Source organism: Pacificoceanicola niger (genome assembly GCF_048553275.1).
In the GTDB taxonomy this organism is placed as follows: domain Bacteria; phylum Pseudomonadota; class Alphaproteobacteria; order Rhodobacterales; family Rhodobacteraceae; genus Pacificoceanicola.
In genome coordinates, this window is the sequence record NZ_JBLZMW010000019.1 from 80,371 (window position 1) to 102,113 (window position 21,743).

Genomic DNA, 21,743 nt, shown 5'->3' on the forward strand with positions numbered 1-21,743 from the left:
GATCGCTTGCCGCTCCGGTGCTACAGGCGTAGACCGTCCGGGGACGGCTTGGAGCGACGTGATGACAGACAGCAAGGCAGGCATTTTGCTAATGATCGGAGCCTGTTCGATCTGGGGTCTGTCCCCGATCTACTACAAACTTCTGGTCCATGTTCCCCCGCTGGAGCTGCTGGCGCATCGCACGCTTTGGTCGCTTGTCGTCTTTGCCGGGCTGCTGGCGGTGCAGGGCCGGCTTGGGCAATTGCGCAAGGCGCTCTCGACCGGACGCAACGTGGCGATTCTCAGCTTTGCGGCGGTGATGATCTCGGCCAACTGGTTCCTCTTCATCTTTTCGGTCCAGGCGGGGCATGTCACGGAAACCTCGCTCGGCTATTACATGTTTCCGCTGGTGTCGGTTCTGCTGGGCGTGATCGTGATGAAGGAGCGGCTGGCCTTGTTGCAATGGGCGGCTGTGCTGCTGGCTGCGGTCGGCGTGGTTCAGCTCACCTGGGGCCTCGGCGCCGCGCCCTGGATTTCGCTTGTCCTGGCCAGCTCATTCGGCCTTTACGGTCTCGTCAAACGACGCCTGAGCACAGGACCGGTCGTCTCCGTCACCGGTGAGGTCGCGCTGCTCGCCGGGCCTGCCGCGCTCTATCTGCTGTGGTTGCATACCCATGGGGCAGGGGTGTTTGGCGCGGATGTTTCGACCTCCGGCCTTCTGGTCTTTTCCGGACTGTTGACCGCCTTGCCGCTGGTGCTGTTCTCCGCCGCCGCGCAGAAACTCAGCATGGCGACGGTCGGGCTGATGCAGTACCTCAACCCGACGCTGCAGTTCTTTTGTGCCGTGGTGCTCTTTGGCGAGGCGTTGCCCGGGTATCATGTCATCGCTTTTGGCATGATCTGGCTGGCGCTGGCGCTGTATTCCGGCACGAGCCTCGCTCAGGACAGGGCGCGCCGCAAAAGGCTGGCCACCTCGGTTGCCGAAGCGCCGCTCTGAACGAAATCGAGCAGACTTTCGTCGGCAAAGCCATGATCGACGGTGTGCTGCAACAACGCCTTGAGCGGCGCCCAGTAGCCCGCCACGTCCAGCAGGACCATGGGTTTGGCGTGCAGCCCAAGCTGCCGCCAGGTGAGCACCTCGAAGAATTCGTCGAGCGATCCCGCGCCGCCGGGCATCACCACAACCGCATCGGCATTCATCAGCATGACCTTCTTGCGCTCGTGCATGGTCTCGGTGATCACGAAGGTGGTCAGGTCACGCTTGCCCACTTCCCAGGCCAGCAAATGCGTCGGAATCACCCCGAAGGTCTCGCCCCCGGCGGCCTGGGCCGCTCGTGCCACGGCGCCCATCAGCCCGACATCCCCCGCGCCATAGACCAGCCGCCAGCCTTCCTCGGCGATCAGCCGGCCCATGATCTCGGCCTGCTCGGTATAGGCCGGGTCGTTGCCGAAGCGGGAGCCGCAATAGACACAGATGGATTTTTTTGACATTTCAGGCTCCGGATTCGGGTATACTGGGCTTTTGACCCTCGCTAAGGCACTTGATATACACGCTCAATCGCGCCTGCCAGCGCGGAGACCTGGGGAAAGAACAAGATCTTGGACAAGCGATGAGGAACTCGGCTGTCATGACCGCGATCGGCGGTCTGGCCATCGTGGGGGTCGCCGTTGCGGCCTTCAACGGCGGTTGGTTCGACCGTGCGCCAGAGGTGACGCCAGAAAGCGCACCGGAGCAGACCGCGCTGCTTGCGCCGCAGGTGGAGAGCGCCGCGCCGGATGGTCTCATGAACCCGCCGGAGACGGATACGGCGCTGACGCTGGCTCCCGGAGGGGGCGCGGCGCCGAGCATCCGGGCGCCCTCCGATCTGAGCCCCGGTGCAGATCCGGATCGCGATGCGGGGATCGCCACTGCCTCGGCGCCGGAGCCCCGGGCCAGCAGCGCCGCGCCGCAGATCGCGGGCAATCCCGAAGCGCCCAGTTTCGATCTGGTGCGCCCCGATCCGGCGGGTGGCACGATGGTGGCCGGTGTCGGCGCGCCGGGCGCCATGGTCACGGTGATCGTGGATGGGGCGCGTCTGGCCGATACGCAGATCGCCTCCGATGGCACTTTCGCGCTGTTCCTGGATCTGGACGCCAGCGAGCGCGCGCATGTCCTGAGTTTGCTGCAAACCCTCGATGGCAAGGAGACGCCGTCGGAGGAAGAGGCGATCGTGGCTCCGGCCCCAGTCCCCCAAACGATTGCCGCCGAACCGGAAGCAACGGCCACCCCTGATGACGCGCGGATCGCCAGTGCAGGCACCGCTGGTTTGTCACAGGACGGGTTGGCCGCTGCGCCCGGCGGCGAAACCATGGCAGAGCCGGAGACCGATCTCCAGCCGGAGGCAAAAGTCAACGTCGAGACAGAGACCGAGGCCAAGACCGAGACTGAGCGGTCCGCGGGGATGACGCCAGAGGCCGAAGACCCGGCCCCTGCGATGGCAAAGGCAGAGCCCGCGTCCGATCCCGCCGGATTGCCAGACGAGCAGGCCGTGGAACTGGCCGCTGCCGAGAGTGATGCGCGCCGTGGTGTCGACGGCGGTTCGCCCCTTCAGGCGCCGAGCGACGACGCCTCCGCCGAGCAGGGCGCCGCATCCGCACCGGCGGAGCCGCAGACCACCGGGACCGCGCAAACCCGTGCGACCGCTGCCGCGCAGGCGCCGGCCGTGCTTGTCTCCGGCCCGAACGGGATCGAGGTCATGCAAACCGCACCGCTGGCCCCCGGCGCCGTGGCGCTGGACTCGATCAGCTATGACGCCGCCGGCGAGGTGCTGATCAGCGGGCGCGGCGACGAGGACGGCTTCATTCGGGTCTATCTCGACAATGCGCCGCTGACGACCTCCCGCATTCAGGCCGATGGCCGCTGGCGCATCACGCTGCCGCAGGTCGACACCGGCACCTACACACTGCGTGTCGATCAGATCGACGCGGGCGGCGGCGTGACGGCGCGGGTCGAAAGCCCGTTCCTGCGCGAGAGCCCGGAGACGCTGGCTGCGGCGGCGAATGACGGGCCGGTGACCGCGATCACCGTGCAGCCCGGGCATACGCTCTGGGCGATCGCGCGGGATCGCTATGGCGAGGGGCTCGACTACGTCAAGGTTTACGAGGCCAACAGTGACCGCATCCGCGATCCCGATCTGATCTATCCCGGCCAGATTTTCGACCTGCCCCAGGACTGAGACGAATTCGGCGCGGGCTGGTGTTTCCGGCGTAGGGCTCTTAAGTCAGGGACACTGACCAGAAGGATGTGCCCATGCCCCCTGATACCTCTGCCGCCGAGATCGCAGCCGAAGAACGCCGCTCCGGCCTGCGCACCATTCGCAAGGTTGGTCCCTACCTCTGGCCGGATGGCAAGTCATGGGTAAAGCGGCGTGTCGTGATCGCGCTTGGCCTGCTGGTGATTGCCAAGCTGATCGCCGTTGGCACCCCGATCCTGTACAAACGGGCAGTGGACAGCCTCTCCGGCGAGGTGCCGGACCTGATGCTGGGCGCCGTCGGACTGACCGTGGCCTATGGCATGGCGCGGCTGATGACCGTCGGATTCCAGCAGCTCCGCGATGGAGTCTTTGCCAAGGTCGGCCAGCGCGCGCTGCGGCAACTCGCGCTGGAAACCTTCTCGCACATCCACCGGCTTTCCCTGCGCTATCACATCACGCGCAAGACCGGCGGCCTCAGCCGTATCATCGAGCGGGGGGTGAAGGGCGTGGACTTCCTGCTGCGCTTCATGCTGTTCAGCGTCGGGCCGCTGGTGCTGGAGCTTCTGCTGGTCGGGGGCATTCTCTTCTTCCTTTTCGACATCTGGTATCTGGCCGTCGTCGCGCTGGTCATTGCGCTCTATGTCTGGTTCACCTTCGCGGTGACCGAATGGCGGGTGAAGCTGCGCCGCGAGATGAACAAGCAGGACACCGACGCCAACCAGAAGGCCATCGACAGCCTGCTGAACTTTGAAACGGTGAAGTACTTCGGCGCCGAGCAGCGCGAGGCCGCGCGCTATGACAGGGCGATGCAGGCCTATGAGGGCGCGGCGGTGAAGACCGCAACCTCGCTGGCCTTCCTCAACTTTGGCCAAAGCTTCCTGATCACCACCGGTCTCGTGGCGGTGATGGTGATGGCGGCGCTTGGTGTGCAGGCGGGCAGCCTCACCGTGGGCGATTTCGTAATGGTCAATGCCTACATGATCCAGATCACCATGCCGCTGAACTTCCTTGGAACCGTGTATCGCGAAATCCGGCAGAGCCTTGTGGATATGGGCGAGATGTTCGAACTGCTGGAACAGCCGCAGGAGGTCTCGGACAAGCCGGGCGCGCCGGCGCTGACGGTCTCCGGGGGCGTGGTCGAGCTTGACGACGTGCGCTTTGGCTACGATCCGGCGCGGCCGATCCTCAAGGGTGTCTCCGTGACGGTCGGGGCCGGGCAGAACGTGGCGCTGGTCGGGCCGTCCGGCTCGGGCAAATCGACGATCGGACGGCTGCTCTTCCGGTTTTATGACGTGGGCGGCGGCGCCATCCGCATCGACGGTCAGGACATTCGCGATGTCACGCAGGAGAGCCTGCATGCGGCCATCGGCGTTGTGCCGCAGGATACGGTGCTCTTCAACGACAGCATCCGCTACAACATCGCCTATGGGCGCGACGGGGCGAGCGACGAAGAGATCATCGCCGCCGCCCGCGCCGCCCAGATCCATGATTTCATCCAGTCCCTGCCGGAAGGCTACGACACGGCCGTGGGGGAGCGGGGGCTGAAACTCTCAGGCGGTGAAAAACAGCGCGTGGGTATCGCCCGCACCTTGCTCAAGAATCCGCCGGTGCTGCTGCTCGACGAGGCCACCTCGGCGCTCGATACGGAGACCGAAGCCTCGATCCAGGAGGCGCTGCGCCGGGCAGGCGAGGGGCGTACGGTGATCACCATCGCGCACCGTCTGTCGACCATCGCCGATGCCGATCGCATCGTCGTCCTGCAGGATGGCGAGGTCATCGAAGAGGGCAGCCACGACGCGCTTCTGGCCAAGCAGGGCCGCTATGCGGCGCTCTGGGCGCGGCAGCAGTCGGAAGACGACGAAGCCGCCTGAAACAGGTGCGGGGCATAGCCCCGCCCTACGCCGTGTTGTGCGGGTGGGTCAGGCCGGGCGAGCGGTGATCGGCCGGGCGTGCGCGCGCTCCGGAGCGCCACGGCCACCCAAGGTCCGATCAGGGCCAGAACCCCGGCCTCACGCCACGGAGGCGATGCGGTGGGCCAGTCTGTCGCGCAACATGCGCGCCTCGAACCCGCGCAGGCAGAGCCGCGCCGAAGAGCCGTAGCTGCCCGGATCGCTGCGCAGAGCGGGCAGGGCGGTGAACAAGGCCTGGAGCGAGGCCGCATCCAGAGCCTCAAGCCCCGCAGGCCCGGCAAAGAAACTCTCGGTCGCCATGCCCTCCGCATAGATCACCTCGTGACGCGGCAAGAGCAGGTGGTGATAGGTGATCACGCCCGCCGCAGCCTGCCGCACCGCTCCGCCATCAACCAGATGCCGCGCGGCGGCAAAGACCTCGCGGGCGCCGAACAGCAACTCCGCCTGGGCGCTCTCGATCAGCATCCGATGCTGCGGCGAGACGACCAGCGGCCGCGCCCCGCCGAACAAATGCGGCGCGATGGCAATCGGCGCATGCTCGCCCCGCGCAATCATCCGCCGCGCGCCGGTCCAGACCAGCGGTTGCAATCCGTGATCGCGTGTCATGATCAGATCGCCGGGCACAAGGCTTTCGACCGGGCGCGGGCCGGTGTCCGTCAGGATGCGCGTACCGGGGGTGAAGCAGATCACGCTGTCGATGTTGGAAAAATTTACCACAGTGCCGTCGAGCAATGTCACCGTGCCGGTCAGCTCGCCATCCGTATCGTCGGTGATTGTGATCGTCGAGCGATCCGCCAGCCCGTTCAGATCCAGCGTATCGCCCCCGGACTGGCCGGTGGTGTTGCCTTCAACAGTGATGATGCCCGGCGCGTCGCCGGTGTTGACGATGCGAATGACGTCATCGCCATCCCCGCCGATCACCGTATCACCAGCCCCGGCAAGAATGGTGTCGTCACCCTCGCCGCCGTCGAGCCTGTCCGCGCCTGCGCCGCCCGTGAGCGTATCATTGCCGCTGCCGCCAAGCATCGTATCGCTGCCGGTGCCGCCCGACAGGCTGTCATCTTCGCTGCCGCCGTCGATATAATCGTTACCGGCGCCACCAAGGATCGAATCCATACCTTGCTCGCCAAACAGGGAATCGTCGCCGCCCGCGCCATCGAGCGTATCGGCCCCCAGCCCGCCGTAGAACACATTGGTCCAGTCCGGTCCCTGACCGTCATATCCGGTCAGGCTGTCGCCGAAGTCCGAACCGATCAGGCCGTCGATCCCGCCACCGTTGACATCGCCAGTGGCATGGCCGCCGCTGAAGGCGTTGGTGGCAAGGTTGACGGTCACCGCCGCATCGGAGTCTTCGTAGCTCGCAAAGTCCATACCCGCGCCGCCAAAAAGCGTATCGGCGCCCGCCCCCCCGTTCAGCGTGTCGTTTCCGACGCCCCCGTCGACACTGTCGTCGCCGATGCCCCCGTTCAGACTGTCGTCGTCATCCTGACCAAGCAGCGTGTCATCGCCGCCCTGACCAAACAGCGTGTCATTGCCAAGCCCGCCAAGCAAACTGTCGTCGCCCGCCGCGATCGGCACCGCTTCAAAGCTGATATCGGTGATCCAGATGCCTTGGGTGTTGGTCTGACCATTGGCATAGATGACCTCGATCGACGCAACAGGCCCCGCGATTTCCACAAGAACCGATCCGCCAAGTTGATTGGGGCTCTCGGCTACGGCCTCGGCGGTGATGGTATTGCCCGACAGGCTATCGCCGCCGCCCAAAGTAAAGCTGACCGGAACCGGATTGCCGTCCGCGTCATAGGCGTTGACCGTGACGATGTCGGTGTGATTGGCGTTGCCCCAGTCGATGTCGTTGATGCGGAACTGGACGTTTTCCACCGCGTCCTCCGCTGTGCCTTCGGCGCTTGGCGCGAAGTCGATGGTGGTGGTCGAGGTCGGCCCGTCGCCCTGTCCGTACAGATACAGCGAGGAATTTGGATCGAAGGCGCCGCCGGTATACTGCGCCGTGGCGGTATCGACCTGAAACGTCGGTGCGTTGTTGCCGTTATTGGTGAACCCGACGGTTACATTGACGGTGCCGGTGTCCTGGGTAAAGCCGCCCGCAAGGCTCGTTCCGTTCGGACCCTGTGCCGCCCAGTCGAGTGTTTCGGACACGGCGGCGGGCGAATAACTGCCGTAGTCGCCATAGACCAGATCGTCGCCGTCGCCGGCATCGACGGTGTCGTTGCCCTGTCCGGCGGTGACCGTATCGTTGCCCGCGCCGGATCGGATGTCGTCCGAAACATCGCCACCATCAGGCCGGTCGCCGTCGCCGTCTACGAAATCGGGATCAATGGCATCGCCGCCGCTGTCGCCCGTGACAATGCCGTCGGAGGGGGCGCTGTAGCTCGGGGCGCTGACCACGGAGGAGGAGGCAAGCGCATCGACCGGACCGTAGTTCGGGACGAAATACACGTTGCCGTTCGTCGCAAGGTGATAGACACCCGGCTCTTGCACGTTGGTGTAGCTGTTGCCACCCCAGGTTCCGGACCAGACCCATTGCCCGGCCCCAAGGGTGGTATCGGTGGTGAAGGAGATCAGCCCGCCGCTGATCGCATCGCCGGAATCCAGACTGGTGTCACCCAAGGTGACAAGATACCCGTTGGGCATGCCGCTACTCCTGCCTCGTCACATCCGGTCTTGGTGCCGGTGATTGCGTCTGCGTCGGGTCGGACCCGCGCGACGATCGTCTCAGTTCATCCAGTGTGCCAGACCGTCCTGACCTTGGCAGCCGGACAGCTTTGTTAACGGAGTATTAACCATGGATTGTGGCAAATTTGCGGGAAATTCTTAGCATCACGCCAAAAAAACGCCCGGCCGTTGAAAGGGCCGGGCGGTGCTGGATCGGGGGCCGCGCGGGCCAGGTCAGACGAAGAAGTCGACGTGCTTTTTCAGCGGCAGATCGCGAAAGCGCGTGCCGGTCAGATCAAACAGCGCATTGGCCAGCGCGGGGGCGGCGGGCGGTGTGCCCGGCTCGCCAATACCGCTCAGACGGTCCTGATTTTGCAGGATTTTCACGGTCACGGGTGGCATCTGGCTCAGGCGCAGAGGCTCGTAATCCGGGAAGTTCCGCTGCTGGGCAATGCCATCGGCGAAGGTGATCTCCTCCCCGATCGCCGCCGACAGGCCATAGGCCAGCGCGCCTGTCAGCTGCGCTTCGATATTGCCAGGGTCGAGCGCAACGCCCACATCCGCCGCCATCCATGCACCGGTCAGGCGAATGCCGCCTTCGGTGCTTTGAAGCTCGATCACCACCGCAACCGGCGTGCCAAAGCTGTAGACCATGGCCAGCCCGCGCCCGGTGCCCTCCGGCGTCGTGCCGGTCCAGCCGGACATGTCACGCACCGCCTCCAGGCAGTAGAAGGCAGGCAGCCATTCGTCGCGGGTCAGCTTCAGACGCATCTCCAACGGGTCCGCGCCCGCCGCCTGCGCCAGTTCATCCATGAAGCATTCGTGGAAAAAGCCGTTATAGCTCGCCCCGACCGAGCGCCAGAAGCCAAGCGGCGGCTCGATCATCGCGCGATGGCCTCGAACGCGGTAGTTCGGGATGCCGTAAGGCTGGTTGAACAGACCGTCGACGATGCCGCGGTCCGGTCCCGACGGCGCAAACCCAATCCAACGGCCCAGCGCCTGCGCCGCGATTGACGGCGAGGCGACCTGCGCGTCGAACACCACCGGCAGCCCGTCCCGGACCGCACCTTTCATGCGCGCAACGGCGGGCGGGCGGTAGAAGTCATGCGTCATGTCCTCTTCGCGCGACCAGGTGACATTGATCGGTGTGCCGGGCATGGCGGCTGCGACTTTCGTGGCGATCACCGCGTAATCCAATTCGCCCCGGCGGCCAAAGCTGCCGCCCATCAGGGTGACAGTGACCTCCACATCCTCTTCGGCAAGGCCCGCCGCCTCGGCGCAGCGCGCGCGCAGGAAGGTGGGCCCCTGATTGCCACACCAGATCCGCAGTTTATCGCCATCGAACCAGGCGGTTGCATTCATCGGTTCCAGCGGGGCGTGCGACAGGAACGGCACACGGTACTCGGCCTCGATCATCTCCGAGCCCTGCATCTGCAGGCTGTCGCCATCGTCGCGCATGGTTGAATTCGGCGCGTCCTCGAAGGCGGCGTCCAGCGCGGCAAAGGCTTCTTCGGTGGTCTTGGGATAGCGGGCTTCCTGCCATTCGACCTCGATCGCCTGCACGGCCTGCATTGCCAGCCATGTGTTGCTGGCAATGACGGCCAGCCCATCGTCGAGATCCACGACCTTCTCGACCCCGGGCATCCGGCCCGCTTCGAACCCGTCGAAGCGTTTCATCCCGGCGCGGGTCGGGGCCATGCGCACAGCGGCGAACTTCATGCCGGGCAGGCGGGTGTCGATGCCGAATTGCGCGGTGCCGGTGGACTTTGCGGGCACGTCGATGCGCGGCTGGGTCTTGCCGAGGATGCGCCACTCGTCCGGGCGCTTGAGTTGAACGTTCGGCGGCGCAATGCCCTCAAGGTCGCTGGCGAGATCGGTATAGGCGATCTGTGTCCCGTCGGGGGCGATGACCATTCCGGCCTCGGTGCTCAGGGAGGCGCGATCCACGTCCAGCCGCCGTGCCGCCGCCTCCTTCAGCATCTCGCGCGCGCCCGCGCCCATCACCCGCATCCGCTCGAAGCCGTCCTTCATGGCGGTGGAGCCGCCGGTGACCTGCATGTCGAACACCTTGCCCAGCACGCCCATGGCCTCGCCCAGCGAATGCATGAAACCGCTGGCGTCATAGCCCTTGTTCGGCAGGCCTTCGGCAAGCAGCGCGGTGTTGTAATACGCCTTGGCCGGCGGGCCGTGGATCACGGTCACCTGATCGAGGTCCACGTCCAGCTCTTCGGCGAGAAGCGCAGCCCATGTGGTGTGCGTGCCCTGGCCCATCTCGGCGCGGGGCGCGATAAGCTGAATGCCGTCCTGAGTGATCATCACAAAGGGATTGAGGCTGGCTTCGCCGTCACCGGTCCGCAACGGATTCGGGGCCGGACGGGCGACATACCAGGCGCCAAAGGCGGCCCCGCCAACCACGGCCAGCGATCCGAACAAAAAGCTGCGTCGGGCGATTTTTCCAATGCTGGCCATGCCTTATGATCCCTTGCTGACGGATTTTATCGCGGAGCGAATGCGCGGGTACGTGCCGCAGCGGCACAGGTTTCCATTCATCGCCGCGTCGATGTCATCGTCGGTCGGCGCGGGGTTTTCCGCCAGAAGGGCCGCCGCCTGCATGATCTGACCGGACTGACAATAGCCGCATTGCGCAACCTGGTGGTCGATCCACGCCTGCTGCAGCCGGTGCAGATTGTCCGGCTGGCCGATCCCTTCGATCGTGGTCACATCACCCCAGACATCGGAGAGCGCCACCTGGCAGGAGCGCACCGCCTCGCCGTCGATCTGCACGGTGCAGGCCCCGCAGGACGCCACGCCGCATCCGTATTTCGTGCCGGTCAGGTTGAGCTGATCGCGCAGCACCCAGAGCAGGGGCACCTCACCTGGGAGATCGACATCGTGCTGGGTTCCGTTCACGGTAATCCTGGCCATGGGGCATCCTTTCTCTGGGTTCTGACACTATTGCCCCAATGTGTCAGCGTGTCAATTGACAGTTTGATGCCAGTTTGTCAGAGTGTCACAATGAAAGACGACGCGGGCAAGGATCAGGGCAAACGGCAGGCGGTTCTTGAAGCCGCCTTTGGCGTTTTTGCGCAATATGGCTTTCGCCGGGCGTCGATGGGAGACATCGCCCGGGCGGCCGGGATGTCGCGCCCGGCACTGTACCAGTATTTCGAGGGCAAGGAAGACATCGCGCGCTCGCTTGTGACTGGGTTCTATGACGAAGCCTGCGCAACGATCAGCGCGGCGCTCGGAGCGCCGGGGCCCGTGTCGGAGCAACTGCGGTCCGCCTTCCGCGCCAAGTCCGGCCGGGCCATGGAGATCCTGCTGCGCAGCCCGCATGGCGCCGATATGCTGGATGTTGGCAACGCCATCGCGGCGCATGAAGCGGCCGAGGGGCGCGCCCGGATGGTTGCCGTCTTTGCCGACTGGCTGGAGGGGCAGGCGCGAGCCGGGTGCATCCGTCTCGACGATCCTCCCGAGGCGCTGGCCGACAGCATGATTGCCGCGCTCGAAGGCGCCAAGGCGGCGGGACGATCCCCGGATTATGACAGCTATCTTGCGCATCTCGACCGCATGGCGCGGATCTTTGCGGCGGCGCTGACTGTTCCGGACTAGGGGTGTCGGATCGCTTCGCGATCCGACAGCGGGCGCGTTTTCTGCGAAAACGCGCCCGAAGCGCGCCGTTGGCGCGCGTGGGGGCGCTGCCCCCGTCCTTTCAGGACTCCCCCGAGGTATTTCAGGACCAAAGACGCAATGGGCGCGCGCTCAGATTTCGCCGCCCGCAATTTGAAGTGCATGTCCATTGACGCTGCCGGAGTGGGGCCCGCAGAGGAAGAGGGCGGCCTCGGCGACCTCCTGGGGGGTGACGAGGCGGCCATGGGGGTTCAGGTCCGTCATCAGCTTACGCGCCTCGTCCTCGGGCAGGCCGGTGCGCTGCATGATGGAGCTTGTGTTTTGAATGACGATGTCGGTGTCCACATAGGCAGGGCAGAGCGCGTTGAAGGTGTAGGGCCTGGTGGCATAATCGGCCGAGAGCGCCCGGATCAGGCCGATCAGCGCGTGTTTCGAGGCGCTGTAGGCGGGCGCACCTTGCAAGCCCCTCAGCCCGGCGATGGAGGAGACCGCGATCACCCGGCCCCAATCGGTCTTTGTCATGGTTTTCAGGCATTCGCGGATCGTGACGAAAGCGCCATCGAGATTCGTTGCCATCATGTTTCGCCAGAAGTCCATGTCGGTTTTCAGAAGCGAGCGGCCTTCCGCGATGCCGGCATTCGGCACGCAGATCTGGATCGGGCCGCGTGCGGCGACCGCGGCAGCCACGCCATCCACCACGGAGGAATCCTTGCTCACGTCCATGACCAGCCCGTGGATGCGCTGGCTCTCGGCCGCTTGCAGCGTGCCTTCGCGGCGTCCCGTGATCGTGACCTCTGCGCCGTGACTGGCCAGCGTTTGCGCAATCGCAAGGCCGATCCCTGTGCCGCCGCCGGTGACCAGCGCGTGTTTGCCTGTTAGCATGGTGTTTTCCTCCCGTGGATTGCCGACTCCTGGCTTTGGCGCCAGCCTATCGTGATGCTGCGCGGTGGCAAGCGGGCGAGCTGGGGTGCTTGGCATCTGAATTCAAACATGCGAATGTGTTTTTGCACTGTCAGGAGGATGTGGGAATGAAGATCTTGGGTTCGATGCTGGCGCTGGTGGCGGTCGCCTCTGCCGCGGCTGCGCATGAGGATATCGCGGATCTTTATCCGCAGTCCGAGCTTTACAGCAAACCCGTGCAGGTGATCCCCGGTGTCTGGTCGGCGATCGGGGCGACCGCCCCTCCGACATATGAAAATGCCGGTCACAACAACAACCTGTCCTTCATCGTCACCGGGGATGGCGTGGTGGTGATCAATGGCGGCGCGAGCGTACGGCTGGCATCGGCGCTGCATGACGAAATCAAGGCGGTCACCGATCAGCCGGTCAAGCTGGTGATCAATGAAAACGGGCAAGGGCATGCGATGCTTGGCAATGCCTATTGGGCCGATCTCGGGGTGGATATCCTGGCGCATGAGGACGCGATTGCCGAGGTCGAGGAAAACGGCGATTTCATCCTGATGGGCATGCAGGGGTACAACGGCGACAAGGCCGAGGGCACGCGGGTGGTGCCGGCAAACCTGTCGTTTTCCGAGAGCCACGACGCCAGCATGGGCGGCCTGACGATCACCGCGTTGCACCTCGGTCCGGCGCATGATCCGGGCGACGTGCAGGTCTGGCTACCGGAAAAGGGATTGGTGATCGCAGGCGACATCGCCTTTCACGAGCGCATGCCGCCGATTTTCGAGGGAACCTGCACAAGCTGCTGGATCGAAACCTTTGAAGGACCGTTCACCGACCTGGGCGCGACCTATGTCATTCCCGGCCATGGCCATCCGACGAACATGGAGATGGTGACGATCGAAACGGTTGGCTACCTGAGCGATCTGCGGGAGAAGATCGGTGCGCATATCGACGAGGGCGGCGATCTGGCCGGGGCCTACTATGTGGATCAGTCGCGCTGGACGTATCTCGATACCTTCGAGGAGCTGGCGACGAAGAATGCCGGACGGGTCTTCGAGGAAATGGAATGGGAATGAGAGCGCGGGGCGCGTATGCCCGGCGACCGCTGCAGCCCGGCACACGCCCTAATCCCGCTTCGCGATGGTGTGGTGAGTGTGTCGCGGCCCTGACCTCTGGGCCGGGGCGGCTTCCGCGCCTATCATAGGGCAGAGAATCCGCGAAGGAGTATTCGGAGATGAAATGGATCGACATGCCGCCGGTTTGGTTACTGGCTTGCCTGTCGCTGGCATGGTGGCAGAAGACGTTCCATTCCATGGGGCTGAGCTTCGGGCCGGTCTGGGCGGATCTGATTGGCGGGGTGCTCGTCGGGGGCGGGCTCGTCCTGATCGCGCTGGCCGCGTACGAGATGCGCCGCCATCGCACCACGATCATCCCGCATGAGCAGGCCGACCGCCTCGTCACCTCCGGTATCTTCAAGCGCACACGCAATCCGATCTATCTGGGCGATTCGCTCATCCTGACCGGGCTGATCCTCTATTGGGATGCCGTTCTTGCACTGCCGTTGATTCCGGTCTTCGTCTGGATCCTCGAAAAGCGCTTTATCGTGCCGGAAGAGCTGCGACTAAAGGGTAAGTTTCTTGCTGATTTCCACAGATACACGCAACAAACGAGAAGGTGGCTTTAACTCTCGCCTTTCATGTGGTCTATGACACCTCAGCCGATGGATGGGCCATGCTGCTTGTGGTAGCTAGGTCAGCAATGTAGACCATTCAGCGATCAACGCCCCATAAGGGCGAGACCGAGAACCTGACCAAGGGGGACAAACGTGAAAATTGGGACGCCAAAGGAAGTCGAAGCGGGAGAAGCGCGTGTCGCGATGACCCCGGATTCGGCGGCTCAGCTGCAGAAGCTGGGCTATGAGTGCTTGATTGAAGCCGGGGCAGGGGCCAAGGCTGACTTCGCCGACGCGGATTACGAAGCGGCCGGTGTCACTGTCGTCGGCTCTGCCGATGACCTGTGGAGCCAGTCCGACATCATCGCCAAGGTGCGCATCCCCACGGATGCCGAGCTGGACCAGCTGACGGCCGACAAAACGCTGATCACCTTCTTCAATCCCGGCGGGAACGAAGCAGGCCTGAACAAGGCCAAGGAAAAAGGCGCAAACGTCATCGCCATGGAAATGGTGCCGCGCATTTCCCGCGCGCAGAAGATGGACGCATTGTCGTCGATGGCCAATATCGCCGGCTATCGCGCCGTGATCGAGGCCGGCAACAACTTTGGCCGTTTCTTTACCGGTCAGATCACCGCCGCGGGCAAGGTGCCCCCGGCAAAGGTTCTGGTTGTCGGGGCTGGCGTTGCCGGCCTTGCCGCGATCGGCACCTCCACCTCGCTGGGCGCGATCACCTATGCCTTTGACGTGCGCCCCGAAGTGGCGGAGCAGGTCGAGAGCATGGGCGCAGAGTTCGTCTATCTCGACTTCGAGGAAGAGCAGCAGGACGGCGCGGCCACGGGCGGTTATGCCTCCGTCTCCAGCCCCGAGTTCCGAGAAGCGCAGCTGGCCAAGTTCCGCGAGTTGGCCCCGGAAGTCGACATTGTCATCACCACCGCCCTGATCCCCAACCGCGAGGCGCCCAAGCTCTGGCTTGAGGATATGGTCAAGGCGATGAAGCCCGGCTCCGTGATCATCGACCTCGCCGCCGAGAAGGGCGGCAACGTCGAAGGCACGGTGATGGATGAGAAGGTCGTCACGGACAACGGCGTCACCATCATCGGCTATACCGACTTCCCGTCGCGCATGGCGCGGCAGTCCTCAACGCTTTACGCTACGAACATCCGTCACATGATGACCGATCTGACGCCCGAGAAGGACGGCAAGGTCAACCACAACATGGAAGACGATGTCATTCGCGGCGCGACGGTAACGCATCAGGGCGAAATCACCTTCCCGCCGCCGCCGCCGAAAGTCGCGGCCATCGCGGCAAAGCCGAAGGAAAAGGTCAAGGAGCTGACCGCCGAAGAAAAGCGCGCGGCAGAGGTCGCCGCCTTCAAGGCGCAGACCAAGCAGCAGGTGACCCTGCTGGCCGTGGGCGGGGCGCTGCTTCTGGCCGTGGGGCTCGTCGCTCCGGCGAGCTTCATGCAGCACTTCATCGTCTTCGTGTTGTCGGTCTTTGTCGGCTTCCAGGTGATCTGGAACGTGTCGCACAGCTTGCACACGCCGCTGATGGCCGTCACCAACGCGATCTCTTCGATCATCATCCTTGGCGCGCTGATGCAGATCGGCTCGGGGAGTTTCCTCGTGATCCTGCTCGCGGCGCTGTCGGTCTTCATGACCGGGATCAACATCTTCGGCGGCTTCATGGTGACACGGCGTATGCTCGCCATGTTCCAGAAGTCGTAAAGGGGGACAAACACAATGGAATTCGGATTCACAACGGCGGCCTACGTGGTCGCGGCTGTCCTCTTCATCCTCTCCCTCGGCGGCCTTTCGGGCCAGGAGAGCGCGAAGCGGGCGGTATGGTATGGCATCGTCGGCATGGCGCTGGCGGTCTTTGCAACGCTGATCGGCCCGGGCTCGGGCCTTTGGCTGCTGTCGATCGTGCTCATCGCCGCAGGCGGAATCATCGGCTGGTACGTGGCCACAAAGGTCGAAATGACCGAAATGCCGCAGCTTGTCGCGGCGATGCACAGCCTCGTCGGTCTTGCGGCGGTCTTCGTGGGCTTCAACGCGCACTTTGAGCTGAACAATGTGCTGTCGATGACGCCGGAGGAGCGCGCAGGCCTGCACGGCTTTGCCGAGCTGCTGGCGCACAAGACCAACGTCGAACAGAACATCCTGCGCGTTGAGCTCTATCTTGGCATCCTGATCGGGGCGATCACCTTCACCGGCTCCGTGGTGGCCTATGGCAAGCTTGCGGGCAAGGTGACCTCGGCGGCGAAAAAGCTGCCCGGCGGTCATATGCTGAACATCGCCGCGGCGGTGATCTCTGTGCTCTGCCTGATCTGGTATTTCTCCTCGGGTGGCTTCCTGCCGCTGTTCATCATGACGCTGGCGGCGCTGTTCATCGGCTATCACCTGATCATGGGCATCGGCGGCGCCGACATGCCGGTCGTGGTTTCGATGCTCAACAGCTACTCGGGCTGGGCGGCGGCGGCCATCGGCTTCAGTCTTGGCAACGATCTGCTGATCGTGGTCGGCGCGCTGGTTGGCTCTTCCGGTGCGATCCTGTCCTACATCATGTGCAAGGCCATGAACCGCAGCTTCATCTCCGTCATTCTCGGCGGCTTTGGCGGCACTTCGGGTCCGGCGATGGAAGTCGAGGGCGAGCAGGTGGCGATCGACGTCGATGGTGTGGCCTCCGCACTGGATGAGGCGGACAGCGTCATCATCGTGCCGGGCTATGGCATGGCGGTGGCACAGGCGCAGCAGAACGTGGCGGAGCTGACCTCCAAGCTGCGCGCCAAGGGAAAAAACGTGCGCTTTGCAATCCACCCGGTGGCGGGCCGTCTGCCCGGGCACATGAACGTGCTGCTGGCCGAAGCCAAGGTGCCTTATGACATCGTGATGGAGATGGACGAGATCAACGACGACTTCCCGGATACGGATGTGGTTATCGTGATCGGCTCCAATGACATCGTGAACCCGGCGGCGCAGGATGATCCCAACTCGCCCATCGCGGGCATGCCGGTCCTCGAAGTCTGGAAAGCCAAGCAGGTCTTCGTGTCCAAGCGCGGGCAGGGCACCGGCTACTCGGGCATCGAAAACCCGCTGTTCTACAAGGACAACACGCGGATGTATTACGGCGACGCCAAGCAGTCGATCGGCGATCTTCTACAGAAAATCTGATTGCCCATGACATGAAAAAAGGCCCGTCCCGGGAGACCGGGGCGGGCCTTCTGTTTTGGTGGGGCCAGCGGCGGGACGCCCGGGCCGCCGGGATCAAAGGCCGCAGGCCGCGGTTTCGGGAGGAAGCGGGCCGATACGGTCATAGCCTTCGAGATGTTCAAAGCATGTCTCCGGCAGCTCGTGAAACGAAAGCGCTTCAGCCGCGGTTCGACAGGGCATAGCCTCGACATTCGCATTCTTGAGCTCGAGCAGGCTCGTATAAACCCTGGCCATGCCATAGATCGTGTCCGATGGCGCATAGATGGCGACCCGCTTCTTTTCCGCAGGGGCGGGCGGCTCGATATGGCGCAGGATGGCGTCGGTCACGGTGTTTGAAGACCTGAATTCCATCTCTGTTCCCGTCAGCTCCGAGAGATCGACGATTTCCGGCAACGCTGCGTGATTGGAAAAGGTCTGCACGACGCGCAGAATCTCGCGCTGCATTGCGGCTGGGGTATGCAGACCAATATGCCGCGTGAACAGGATTGTACCGTTTGCGACGAGACCGCCATGAATTTCAAGCATACTAAACTCTCTTACCTGCGAGGAAATGCGGATTCATCTTTTGCAGGCTCCACCCAACATACTATAATTGGTTGAGTTAACCAATGGGAACAACGTGTTTATGGTGTGCCTATGGCCTGTGCACACTGCAACGCCGTGATTTGCCCCTGCGGCGTCAGTCAATTGTTTCCCTGATTTTTGGTTTGCAGATGCAAAGTTCACTTTGCAAATTTACCGCTGCCACGCAGCAATGGAGACTTGCGGTAGCATTGGGCTTGAGGCACAAATGAGGCAAGGAAACAAGTTTTGAACGGGGGCTCGATATGAACCTTACGATGGATCGCAACGTGCTGGCGGAAGCCTTTGGCGCGAATGAAGGCGCGGCACGGCGCGTCAAGCAGGTGGCTCTTGTTGTGCTCGGCATCGCCTTTCTGGCGGTCATGGCCAAGATCAAGGTGCCGGTGCCGGGCTCGCCCGTTGCCATGGGCATGGGGACCTTTGCCGTCCTGACCGTCGGTGCGGCCTATGGGGCGCGTCTCGGTCTCGTGACGATCATGGGCTACATGATCCTCGGCATGCTGGGCATGGACATTTTCCAAAGCTCGACCGCCGACCTCAACGGCATTGAATACATGATGGGCGGCACCGGTGGCTATCTTCTCGGCTATGTCATCGCGGTTGGCGTGATGGGCATGCTCGCGCGCCGTGGTTGGGACCGCTCGGCGCCGAAGATGGCCGGCGCCATGCTGATCGGCAACGTGATCCTCTATGTGCCGGGTCTGATCTGGCTGGGTATGCTCTATGGCTTCGACAAGCCGATCCTGGCATGGGGCCTGACACCGTTCCTGCTGGGTGATGCGATCAAGCTGGCTCTGGCCGCCGTGATCCTGCCCGCCGCATGGGCGCTTGTCGGCCGCGCCCGCGACTGACCCCGGAGGGGTGCGGGGCACAGCCCCGCCCTACGCCCTGTTGCACAAAAGGCCGGACCCGCAAGGGCCCGGCCTTTTTCGTGGACGCGGCGCACAGGCTCAGGCGAGCTCTGTTCGGATGTTCGCGCCGGTTTCCAGTGTCTTGTGCACCGGGCAGGCGTCCGCGATTTCCATGAGCCGCGCCCGCTGCTTCGGGCTCAGATTGCCCTCCAGCGTGATCCGCCGGGTGAAACTGTCGATGCGCGAGCTGGCCCCGGTGCCCGCGTCCTGCGCATGGAGTTTGTCGTGGGTCACATCCACAGACACATGCCGCAGCGGCCAGCCCTTGCGTCGCGCATACATCCGGATCGTCATCGACGTGCAAGCGCCAAGCCCTGCGGCAAGGAAGCCATACGGCGACATGCCCCGGTTGCTGCCGCCATAGGCCTTCGGCTCATCGGCAAGCGCGTGGTGCCATGGCCCGTTCTGAATATCTTGCAAGAACCCTTTCGGATCGGCCTCCGAAACCCGCGTCACCCCCTCCGGCGCACCGATCGGTGGGGCGGGCGGCGCAAGGTCCAGATAGCGCGACACCCAAGCCGCGATCACCTCCGCGACATACTCCGCATCGTCGGCATCGCTGATCAGGTGATCGGCGTCGCCCAGCGTGACAAAGCTCTTGGGATGGCGCGCGGCGGTAAAGATCCTTGTGGCGTTCGAGATGTCGACGACGGCGTCGCGCGGCGCGTGCAGAACGAGCAGAGCGGCCTTCATCGCGGCCAGATCGGTCCCTCGATCGCCCTGGGTTACATCCTCAAGGAAGTCGGCGCCGATGGTCACCGGGCGCCCGCCAAGCTGAACTTCGGCGCGGCCATGCGCGCGGATGTCATCCAGATGCTCTTCGAAATGGCTTGTGACATGCGCCGGATCGAAGGGCGCGCCGATGGTCGCCACCGCCTTGACGGAGGGCAGGCGTGGCGCGGCGCGCAGCACCGCCAGACCGCCAAGCGAATGCCCGATAAGCAGCGAAGGCGCCATTCCGAGGCTCTCAAGATGCGCGGCGGCGGCTTCGAGGTCTGCGCCATTCGACGATAGGCTGGTGTTGCCAAACTCGCCCTCCGAATGGCCCAGCCCGGTGAAATCAAACCGCAGCACGGCGATTCCCATCCCGGCAAGCCGCGCGGCAATGCGCCTGGCGGCTGGAATGTCCTTGCCGCAGGTGAAGCAATGGGCAAAAAGCGCCGTGGCCAGATGCGGCCCCGCCGGTCGGTCCAGCCGCGCCGACAGCATGGCGCCGGAATGGCCGGGAAAGGTGAGACGGTCTGTGGAGCGATCAAGGGGCATGGCGTGACACGGTGTTAACGGCGGTTTCCCTATAGGTGACGGGCAGCAGCCCATTGAACAAGGTCTGGTGGCCCCGCGTCACGGCAAGGTGAGAGACATGGGCGTTTTCTTGAGGGTTATTGCAGCGGCGCTCGGGTTGGCGCTGCTTGCCGGTTTTGCCGGGGCGCTGCATCCGGCGGGGGATTCGCTTGCGGTGTTCCGCGTGCCGCTGCTTGTGCTTTTAGCGCTCGCGGTGCTGTGGAGCGATCTGACGCGCCGCCTGCGCTGGCCGCTGGTGGCGCTGGCCCTTGCCGGACTTGCCCCGCATCTGCCCATGCCGAAACAGACCCCGCCCGCGGCGCACCCCGGCGATCTGACCATCGTGCAGCAAAACCTGCTCTGGAACCGGACGGAGTGGGATGACTGGCTGGAAATGATCACCCGGATCCCCCCCGATGTACTGCTGCTACAGGAGGTCTCGTCGGCGAATCTTGTCATGCTGGACCGGCTTGCCGAACTCTATCCGTACCGGCTGCATTGCCCCGCATTTCAAGTCGGCGAAGCGGTGCTCACCCGCCTGCCGCCGGTTGCGGGCCGCGCGCTGTGCTCGAAGCCGGACGGCATTGCCGCGCTGCAGGTCGAGACGTCGGCGGGGCCGGTCTGGATGGTCAGCCTGCATATCCCCTGGCCGTGGCCCTACCCGCAGGCCGAGCAGGTGACAGGTATCCTGCCGGATCTGCGGCGGCTGGACGGGCCGGTGGTGCTTGGCGGTGATTTCAACTCCGTGGGCTGGTCGCATACGCTGCGCCGCATCGAGGCTGCCACTGGCTCGCGGCGGATCGGTCCCTACACGCACACGTTTTCGCTGCCCTACCTGGGTTTGCCGATTGGCATCGACCACATCCTGGCACCGCCCGGAAGCGGTTTCGATCTCCGGGTAACGCCGCGGCTTGGCTCGGATCATCGCGGGCAGTGGGTGCGGCTTCAGCTGCCGAACTGATCCGTGACCGTCGCGCGCGGCAAGACGAATGTGTGGATGGAAAACACCACCGCGCCGCTCTGCGGCAGCCGGTAGAGGCCCTGCCGCTCGCTGCGCAAGAAGGGGGGCGCGGCGCTGGTTTTGCCATGGCGCGGGTCGTCTTCGCGGCGCGGCTGAAACAGGGCCGGATCGTCATACCACAGGGCATTGAACCGCCAGAGCGGACGCCCCGGGCGAATGCCGTCGAACAAGCGCTGCACCCGCCTGCCCAGATCTGCGTCATAGGACGCGACGGGCGTGTGGATGCCGAGCAGCGGCTTGCCGGCCTTCTGAGCGAGCGTCCAACTTGCCGGAAAGCACAAGAGTGCGCCGCGCAGCACGTGCTCCGACCCCTCTTTGACAAGCAAGCATAGATCTTCCTGAATCAGCGCCCCGATCGAGCCAAGCGGGTCCGCCGCGTCCGGCACAACGCGGCGGCCATCGGGACAGACCACACCATCGTCCGTGTCAATGAACCCCTCCGGCAGTTGGAGCAGAACCTCCGCGAGCATTTCCCGCGCAGGCTCCATATACGCCGGATCCAGCCACAGAACCTCGCTGCGCCGCTCGCGCAGCAGGCGGGCCTTTTCCAAAAGTTGCGCGGTATAGGCGTCATTTGCCATGAGCCAGCCTTCCGGACCGACCGGCGCAACCCCGGGCAGGGGGCGGGGGCGCAGGGGGTCATAGGGAAGCGTTTGGTTCAGGATCGGCGAAGCAAGGGATGCGGGCATGTCCGCAAGGTGACCGCCGTGCGCGGCGGCGGCAAGCCCCGTTTTGCGG

Annotated in this window: 18 protein-coding genes; 10 read left to right on the forward strand and 8 right to left on the reverse strand. The window is 64.2% G+C overall.

From position 1 onward, the window contains the following. Positions 1–61 precede the first annotated feature (61 nt). Complete coding sequence (gene rarD / locus ACN2XU_RS20395; protein ID WP_419412192.1) at positions 62–976, forward strand: EamA family transporter RarD; 915 nt, start codon at positions 62–64, stop codon at positions 974–976. Here the strand turns inward: rarD and ACN2XU_RS20400 are convergent. After that, positions 919–1,470, reverse strand: coding sequence for an LOG family protein (locus tag ACN2XU_RS20400; RefSeq protein ID WP_419412193.1), 552 nt, complete (start codon positions 1,468–1,470; stop codon positions 919–921). The genes rarD and ACN2XU_RS20400 overlap by 58 nt on opposite strands. A gap of 137 nt (positions 1,471–1,607) precedes the next feature. On the opposite strand from ACN2XU_RS20400, the gene ACN2XU_RS20405 reads away from it, so the two are divergent. Both ACN2XU_RS20405 and ACN2XU_RS20410 read left to right on the forward strand, forming a co-directional pair. Beyond that, positions 1,608–3,194 (forward strand): LysM peptidoglycan-binding domain-containing protein, encoded by a 1,587-nt coding sequence (locus ACN2XU_RS20405; RefSeq protein ID WP_419412194.1) that lies wholly within the window; start codon positions 1,608–1,610, stop codon positions 3,192–3,194. A 74-nt stretch (positions 3,195–3,268) separates the two neighbouring features. After that, entirely contained in the window at positions 3,269–5,083 is a 1,815-nt protein-coding gene (locus tag ACN2XU_RS20410) for an ABCB family ABC transporter ATP-binding protein/permease (RefSeq protein ID WP_419412195.1), read from the forward strand. A 138-nt stretch (positions 5,084–5,221) separates the two neighbouring features. Here ACN2XU_RS20410 and ACN2XU_RS20415 read toward each other — a convergent pair whose 3' ends face one another. From ACN2XU_RS20415 to ACN2XU_RS20425, 3 genes are all read right to left on the reverse strand, one after another. Then, a complete protein-coding gene (locus tag ACN2XU_RS20415; RefSeq protein ID WP_419412196.1) occupies positions 5,222–7,774 on the reverse strand; it encodes a Hint domain-containing protein in 2,553 nt (850 codons plus the stop codon). A 255-nt stretch (positions 7,775–8,029) separates the two neighbouring features. Further along, positions 8,030–10,264 carry a xanthine dehydrogenase family protein molybdopterin-binding subunit gene (locus tag ACN2XU_RS20420; protein WP_419412197.1) on the reverse strand — a complete coding sequence of 745 codons (2,235 nt, stop codon included), beginning with the start codon at positions 10,262–10,264 and terminating at the stop codon, positions 8,030–8,032. A gap of 3 nt (positions 10,265–10,267) precedes the next feature. Then, a complete protein-coding gene (locus tag ACN2XU_RS20425; protein ID WP_419412198.1) occupies positions 10,268–10,720 on the reverse strand; it encodes a (2Fe-2S)-binding protein in 453 nt (150 codons plus the stop codon). A 90-nt stretch (positions 10,721–10,810) separates the two neighbouring features. On the opposite strand from ACN2XU_RS20425, the gene ACN2XU_RS20430 reads away from it, so the two are divergent. After that, the gene (locus ACN2XU_RS20430; RefSeq protein WP_419412199.1) at positions 10,811–11,407 is read left to right on the forward strand and encodes a TetR/AcrR family transcriptional regulator; all 597 of its coding nucleotides are present in this window, start codon (positions 10,811–10,813) and stop codon (positions 11,405–11,407) included. A gap of 150 nt (positions 11,408–11,557) precedes the next feature. On the opposite strand, the gene ACN2XU_RS20435 is transcribed toward ACN2XU_RS20430, so the two are convergent. Then, positions 11,558–12,307: an SDR family NAD(P)-dependent oxidoreductase gene (locus tag ACN2XU_RS20435; protein ID WP_419412200.1), complete on the reverse strand. Its 750-nt coding sequence runs from the start codon at positions 12,305–12,307 to the stop codon at positions 11,558–11,560. Between the two features lie 146 nt (positions 12,308–12,453). On the opposite strand from ACN2XU_RS20435, the gene ACN2XU_RS20440 reads away from it, so the two are divergent. The 4 genes from ACN2XU_RS20440 to ACN2XU_RS20455 all read left to right on the forward strand — a co-directional run bounded on the left by ACN2XU_RS20440 (position 12,454) and on the right by ACN2XU_RS20455 (position 17,171). Next, positions 12,454–13,404: an MBL fold metallo-hydrolase gene (locus ACN2XU_RS20440; protein WP_419412201.1), complete on the forward strand. Its 951-nt coding sequence runs from the start codon at positions 12,454–12,456 to the stop codon at positions 13,402–13,404. 158 nt (positions 13,405–13,562) lie between these two features. Next, positions 13,563–14,012 (forward strand): methyltransferase family protein, encoded by a 450-nt coding sequence (locus ACN2XU_RS20445; RefSeq protein ID WP_419412202.1) that lies wholly within the window; start codon positions 13,563–13,565, stop codon positions 14,010–14,012. Between the two features lie 141 nt (positions 14,013–14,153). Beyond that, complete coding sequence (locus ACN2XU_RS20450) at positions 14,154–15,725, forward strand: Re/Si-specific NAD(P)(+) transhydrogenase subunit alpha (RefSeq protein ID WP_419412203.1); 1,572 nt, start codon at positions 14,154–14,156, stop codon at positions 15,723–15,725. A gap of 15 nt (positions 15,726–15,740) precedes the next feature. Next, positions 15,741–17,171 carry an NAD(P)(+) transhydrogenase (Re/Si-specific) subunit beta gene (locus ACN2XU_RS20455; RefSeq protein ID WP_419412204.1) on the forward strand — a complete coding sequence of 477 codons (1,431 nt, stop codon included), beginning with the start codon at positions 15,741–15,743 and terminating at the stop codon, positions 17,169–17,171. Positions 17,172–17,264: 93 nt separating this feature from the next. Here the strand turns inward: ACN2XU_RS20455 and ACN2XU_RS20460 are convergent, their stop codons facing one another. Beyond that, on the reverse strand, positions 17,265–17,735 hold the full coding sequence (locus ACN2XU_RS20460; protein ID WP_419412205.1) for a hypothetical protein: 471 nt from the start codon (positions 17,733–17,735) through the stop codon (positions 17,265–17,267). Positions 17,736–18,037: 302 nt separating this feature from the next. Here ACN2XU_RS20460 and ACN2XU_RS20465 point away from each other — a divergent pair, with 302 nt between their 5' ends. Further along, the gene (locus ACN2XU_RS20465; RefSeq protein ID WP_419412206.1) at positions 18,038–18,643 is read left to right on the forward strand and encodes a biotin transporter BioY; all 606 of its coding nucleotides are present in this window, start codon (positions 18,038–18,040) and stop codon (positions 18,641–18,643) included. Between the two features lie 99 nt (positions 18,644–18,742). On the opposite strand, the gene ACN2XU_RS20470 is transcribed toward ACN2XU_RS20465, so the two are convergent. Then, positions 18,743–19,966: a bifunctional alpha/beta hydrolase/OsmC family protein gene (locus ACN2XU_RS20470; protein WP_419412207.1), complete on the reverse strand. Its 1,224-nt coding sequence runs from the start codon at positions 19,964–19,966 to the stop codon at positions 18,743–18,745. 97 nt (positions 19,967–20,063) lie between these two features. Here ACN2XU_RS20470 and ACN2XU_RS20475 point away from each other — a divergent pair, with 97 nt between their 5' ends. Further along, the gene (locus tag ACN2XU_RS20475; protein WP_419412208.1) at positions 20,064–20,945 is read left to right on the forward strand and encodes an endonuclease/exonuclease/phosphatase family protein; all 882 of its coding nucleotides are present in this window, start codon (positions 20,064–20,066) and stop codon (positions 20,943–20,945) included. Here ACN2XU_RS20475 and ACN2XU_RS20480 read toward each other — a convergent pair. Further along, positions 20,930–21,694 (reverse strand): heme-dependent oxidative N-demethylase family protein, encoded by a 765-nt coding sequence (locus tag ACN2XU_RS20480; protein WP_419412209.1) that lies wholly within the window; start codon positions 21,692–21,694, stop codon positions 20,930–20,932. The genes ACN2XU_RS20475 and ACN2XU_RS20480 overlap by 16 nt on opposite strands. Between the last annotated feature and the right edge of the window lie 49 nt (positions 21,695–21,743).

Excerpts from the sequence above, each read along its gene's own strand:
- ACN2XU_RS20465 (WP_419412206.1), top strand. The coding sequence starts at position 18,038 with ATGAACCTTACGATGGATCGCAACGTGCTGGCGGAAGCCTTTGGCGCG.
- rarD (WP_419412192.1), top strand. The coding sequence starts at position 62 with ATGACAGACAGCAAGGCAGGCATTTTGCTAATGATCGGAGCCTGTTCG.
- ACN2XU_RS20460 (WP_419412205.1), bottom strand. The coding sequence starts at position 17,735 with ATGCTTGAAATTCATGGCGGTCTCGTCGCAAACGGTACAATCCTGTTC.
- ACN2XU_RS20425 (WP_419412198.1), bottom strand. The coding sequence starts at position 10,720 with ATGGCCAGGATTACCGTGAACGGAACCCAGCACGATGTCGATCTCCCA.
- ACN2XU_RS20415 (WP_419412196.1), bottom strand. The coding sequence starts at position 7,774 with ATGCCCAACGGGTATCTTGTCACCTTGGGTGACACCAGTCTGGATTCC.
- ACN2XU_RS20440 (WP_419412201.1), top strand. The coding sequence starts at position 12,454 with ATGAAGATCTTGGGTTCGATGCTGGCGCTGGTGGCGGTCGCCTCTGCC.
- ACN2XU_RS20420 (WP_419412197.1), bottom strand. The coding sequence starts at position 10,264 with ATGGCCAGCATTGGAAAAATCGCCCGACGCAGCTTTTTGTTCGGATCG.
- ACN2XU_RS20405 (WP_419412194.1), top strand. The coding sequence starts at position 1,608 with ATGACCGCGATCGGCGGTCTGGCCATCGTGGGGGTCGCCGTTGCGGCC.
- ACN2XU_RS20400 (WP_419412193.1), bottom strand. The coding sequence starts at position 1,470 with ATGTCAAAAAAATCCATCTGTGTCTATTGCGGCTCCCGCTTCGGCAAC.
- ACN2XU_RS20430 (WP_419412199.1), top strand. The coding sequence starts at position 10,811 with ATGAAAGACGACGCGGGCAAGGATCAGGGCAAACGGCAGGCGGTTCTT.
- ACN2XU_RS20475 (WP_419412208.1), top strand. The coding sequence starts at position 20,064 with ATGGGCGTTTTCTTGAGGGTTATTGCAGCGGCGCTCGGGTTGGCGCTG.
- ACN2XU_RS20445 (WP_419412202.1), top strand. The coding sequence starts at position 13,563 with ATGAAATGGATCGACATGCCGCCGGTTTGGTTACTGGCTTGCCTGTCG.
- ACN2XU_RS20480 (WP_419412209.1), bottom strand. The coding sequence starts at position 21,694 with ATGCCCGCATCCCTTGCTTCGCCGATCCTGAACCAAACGCTTCCCTAT.
- ACN2XU_RS20410 (WP_419412195.1), top strand. The coding sequence starts at position 3,269 with ATGCCCCCTGATACCTCTGCCGCCGAGATCGCAGCCGAAGAACGCCGC.
- ACN2XU_RS20435 (WP_419412200.1), bottom strand. The coding sequence starts at position 12,307 with ATGCTAACAGGCAAACACGCGCTGGTCACCGGCGGCGGCACAGGGATC.
- ACN2XU_RS20455 (WP_419412204.1), top strand. The coding sequence starts at position 15,741 with ATGGAATTCGGATTCACAACGGCGGCCTACGTGGTCGCGGCTGTCCTC.
- ACN2XU_RS20470 (WP_419412207.1), bottom strand. The coding sequence starts at position 19,966 with ATGCCCCTTGATCGCTCCACAGACCGTCTCACCTTTCCCGGCCATTCC.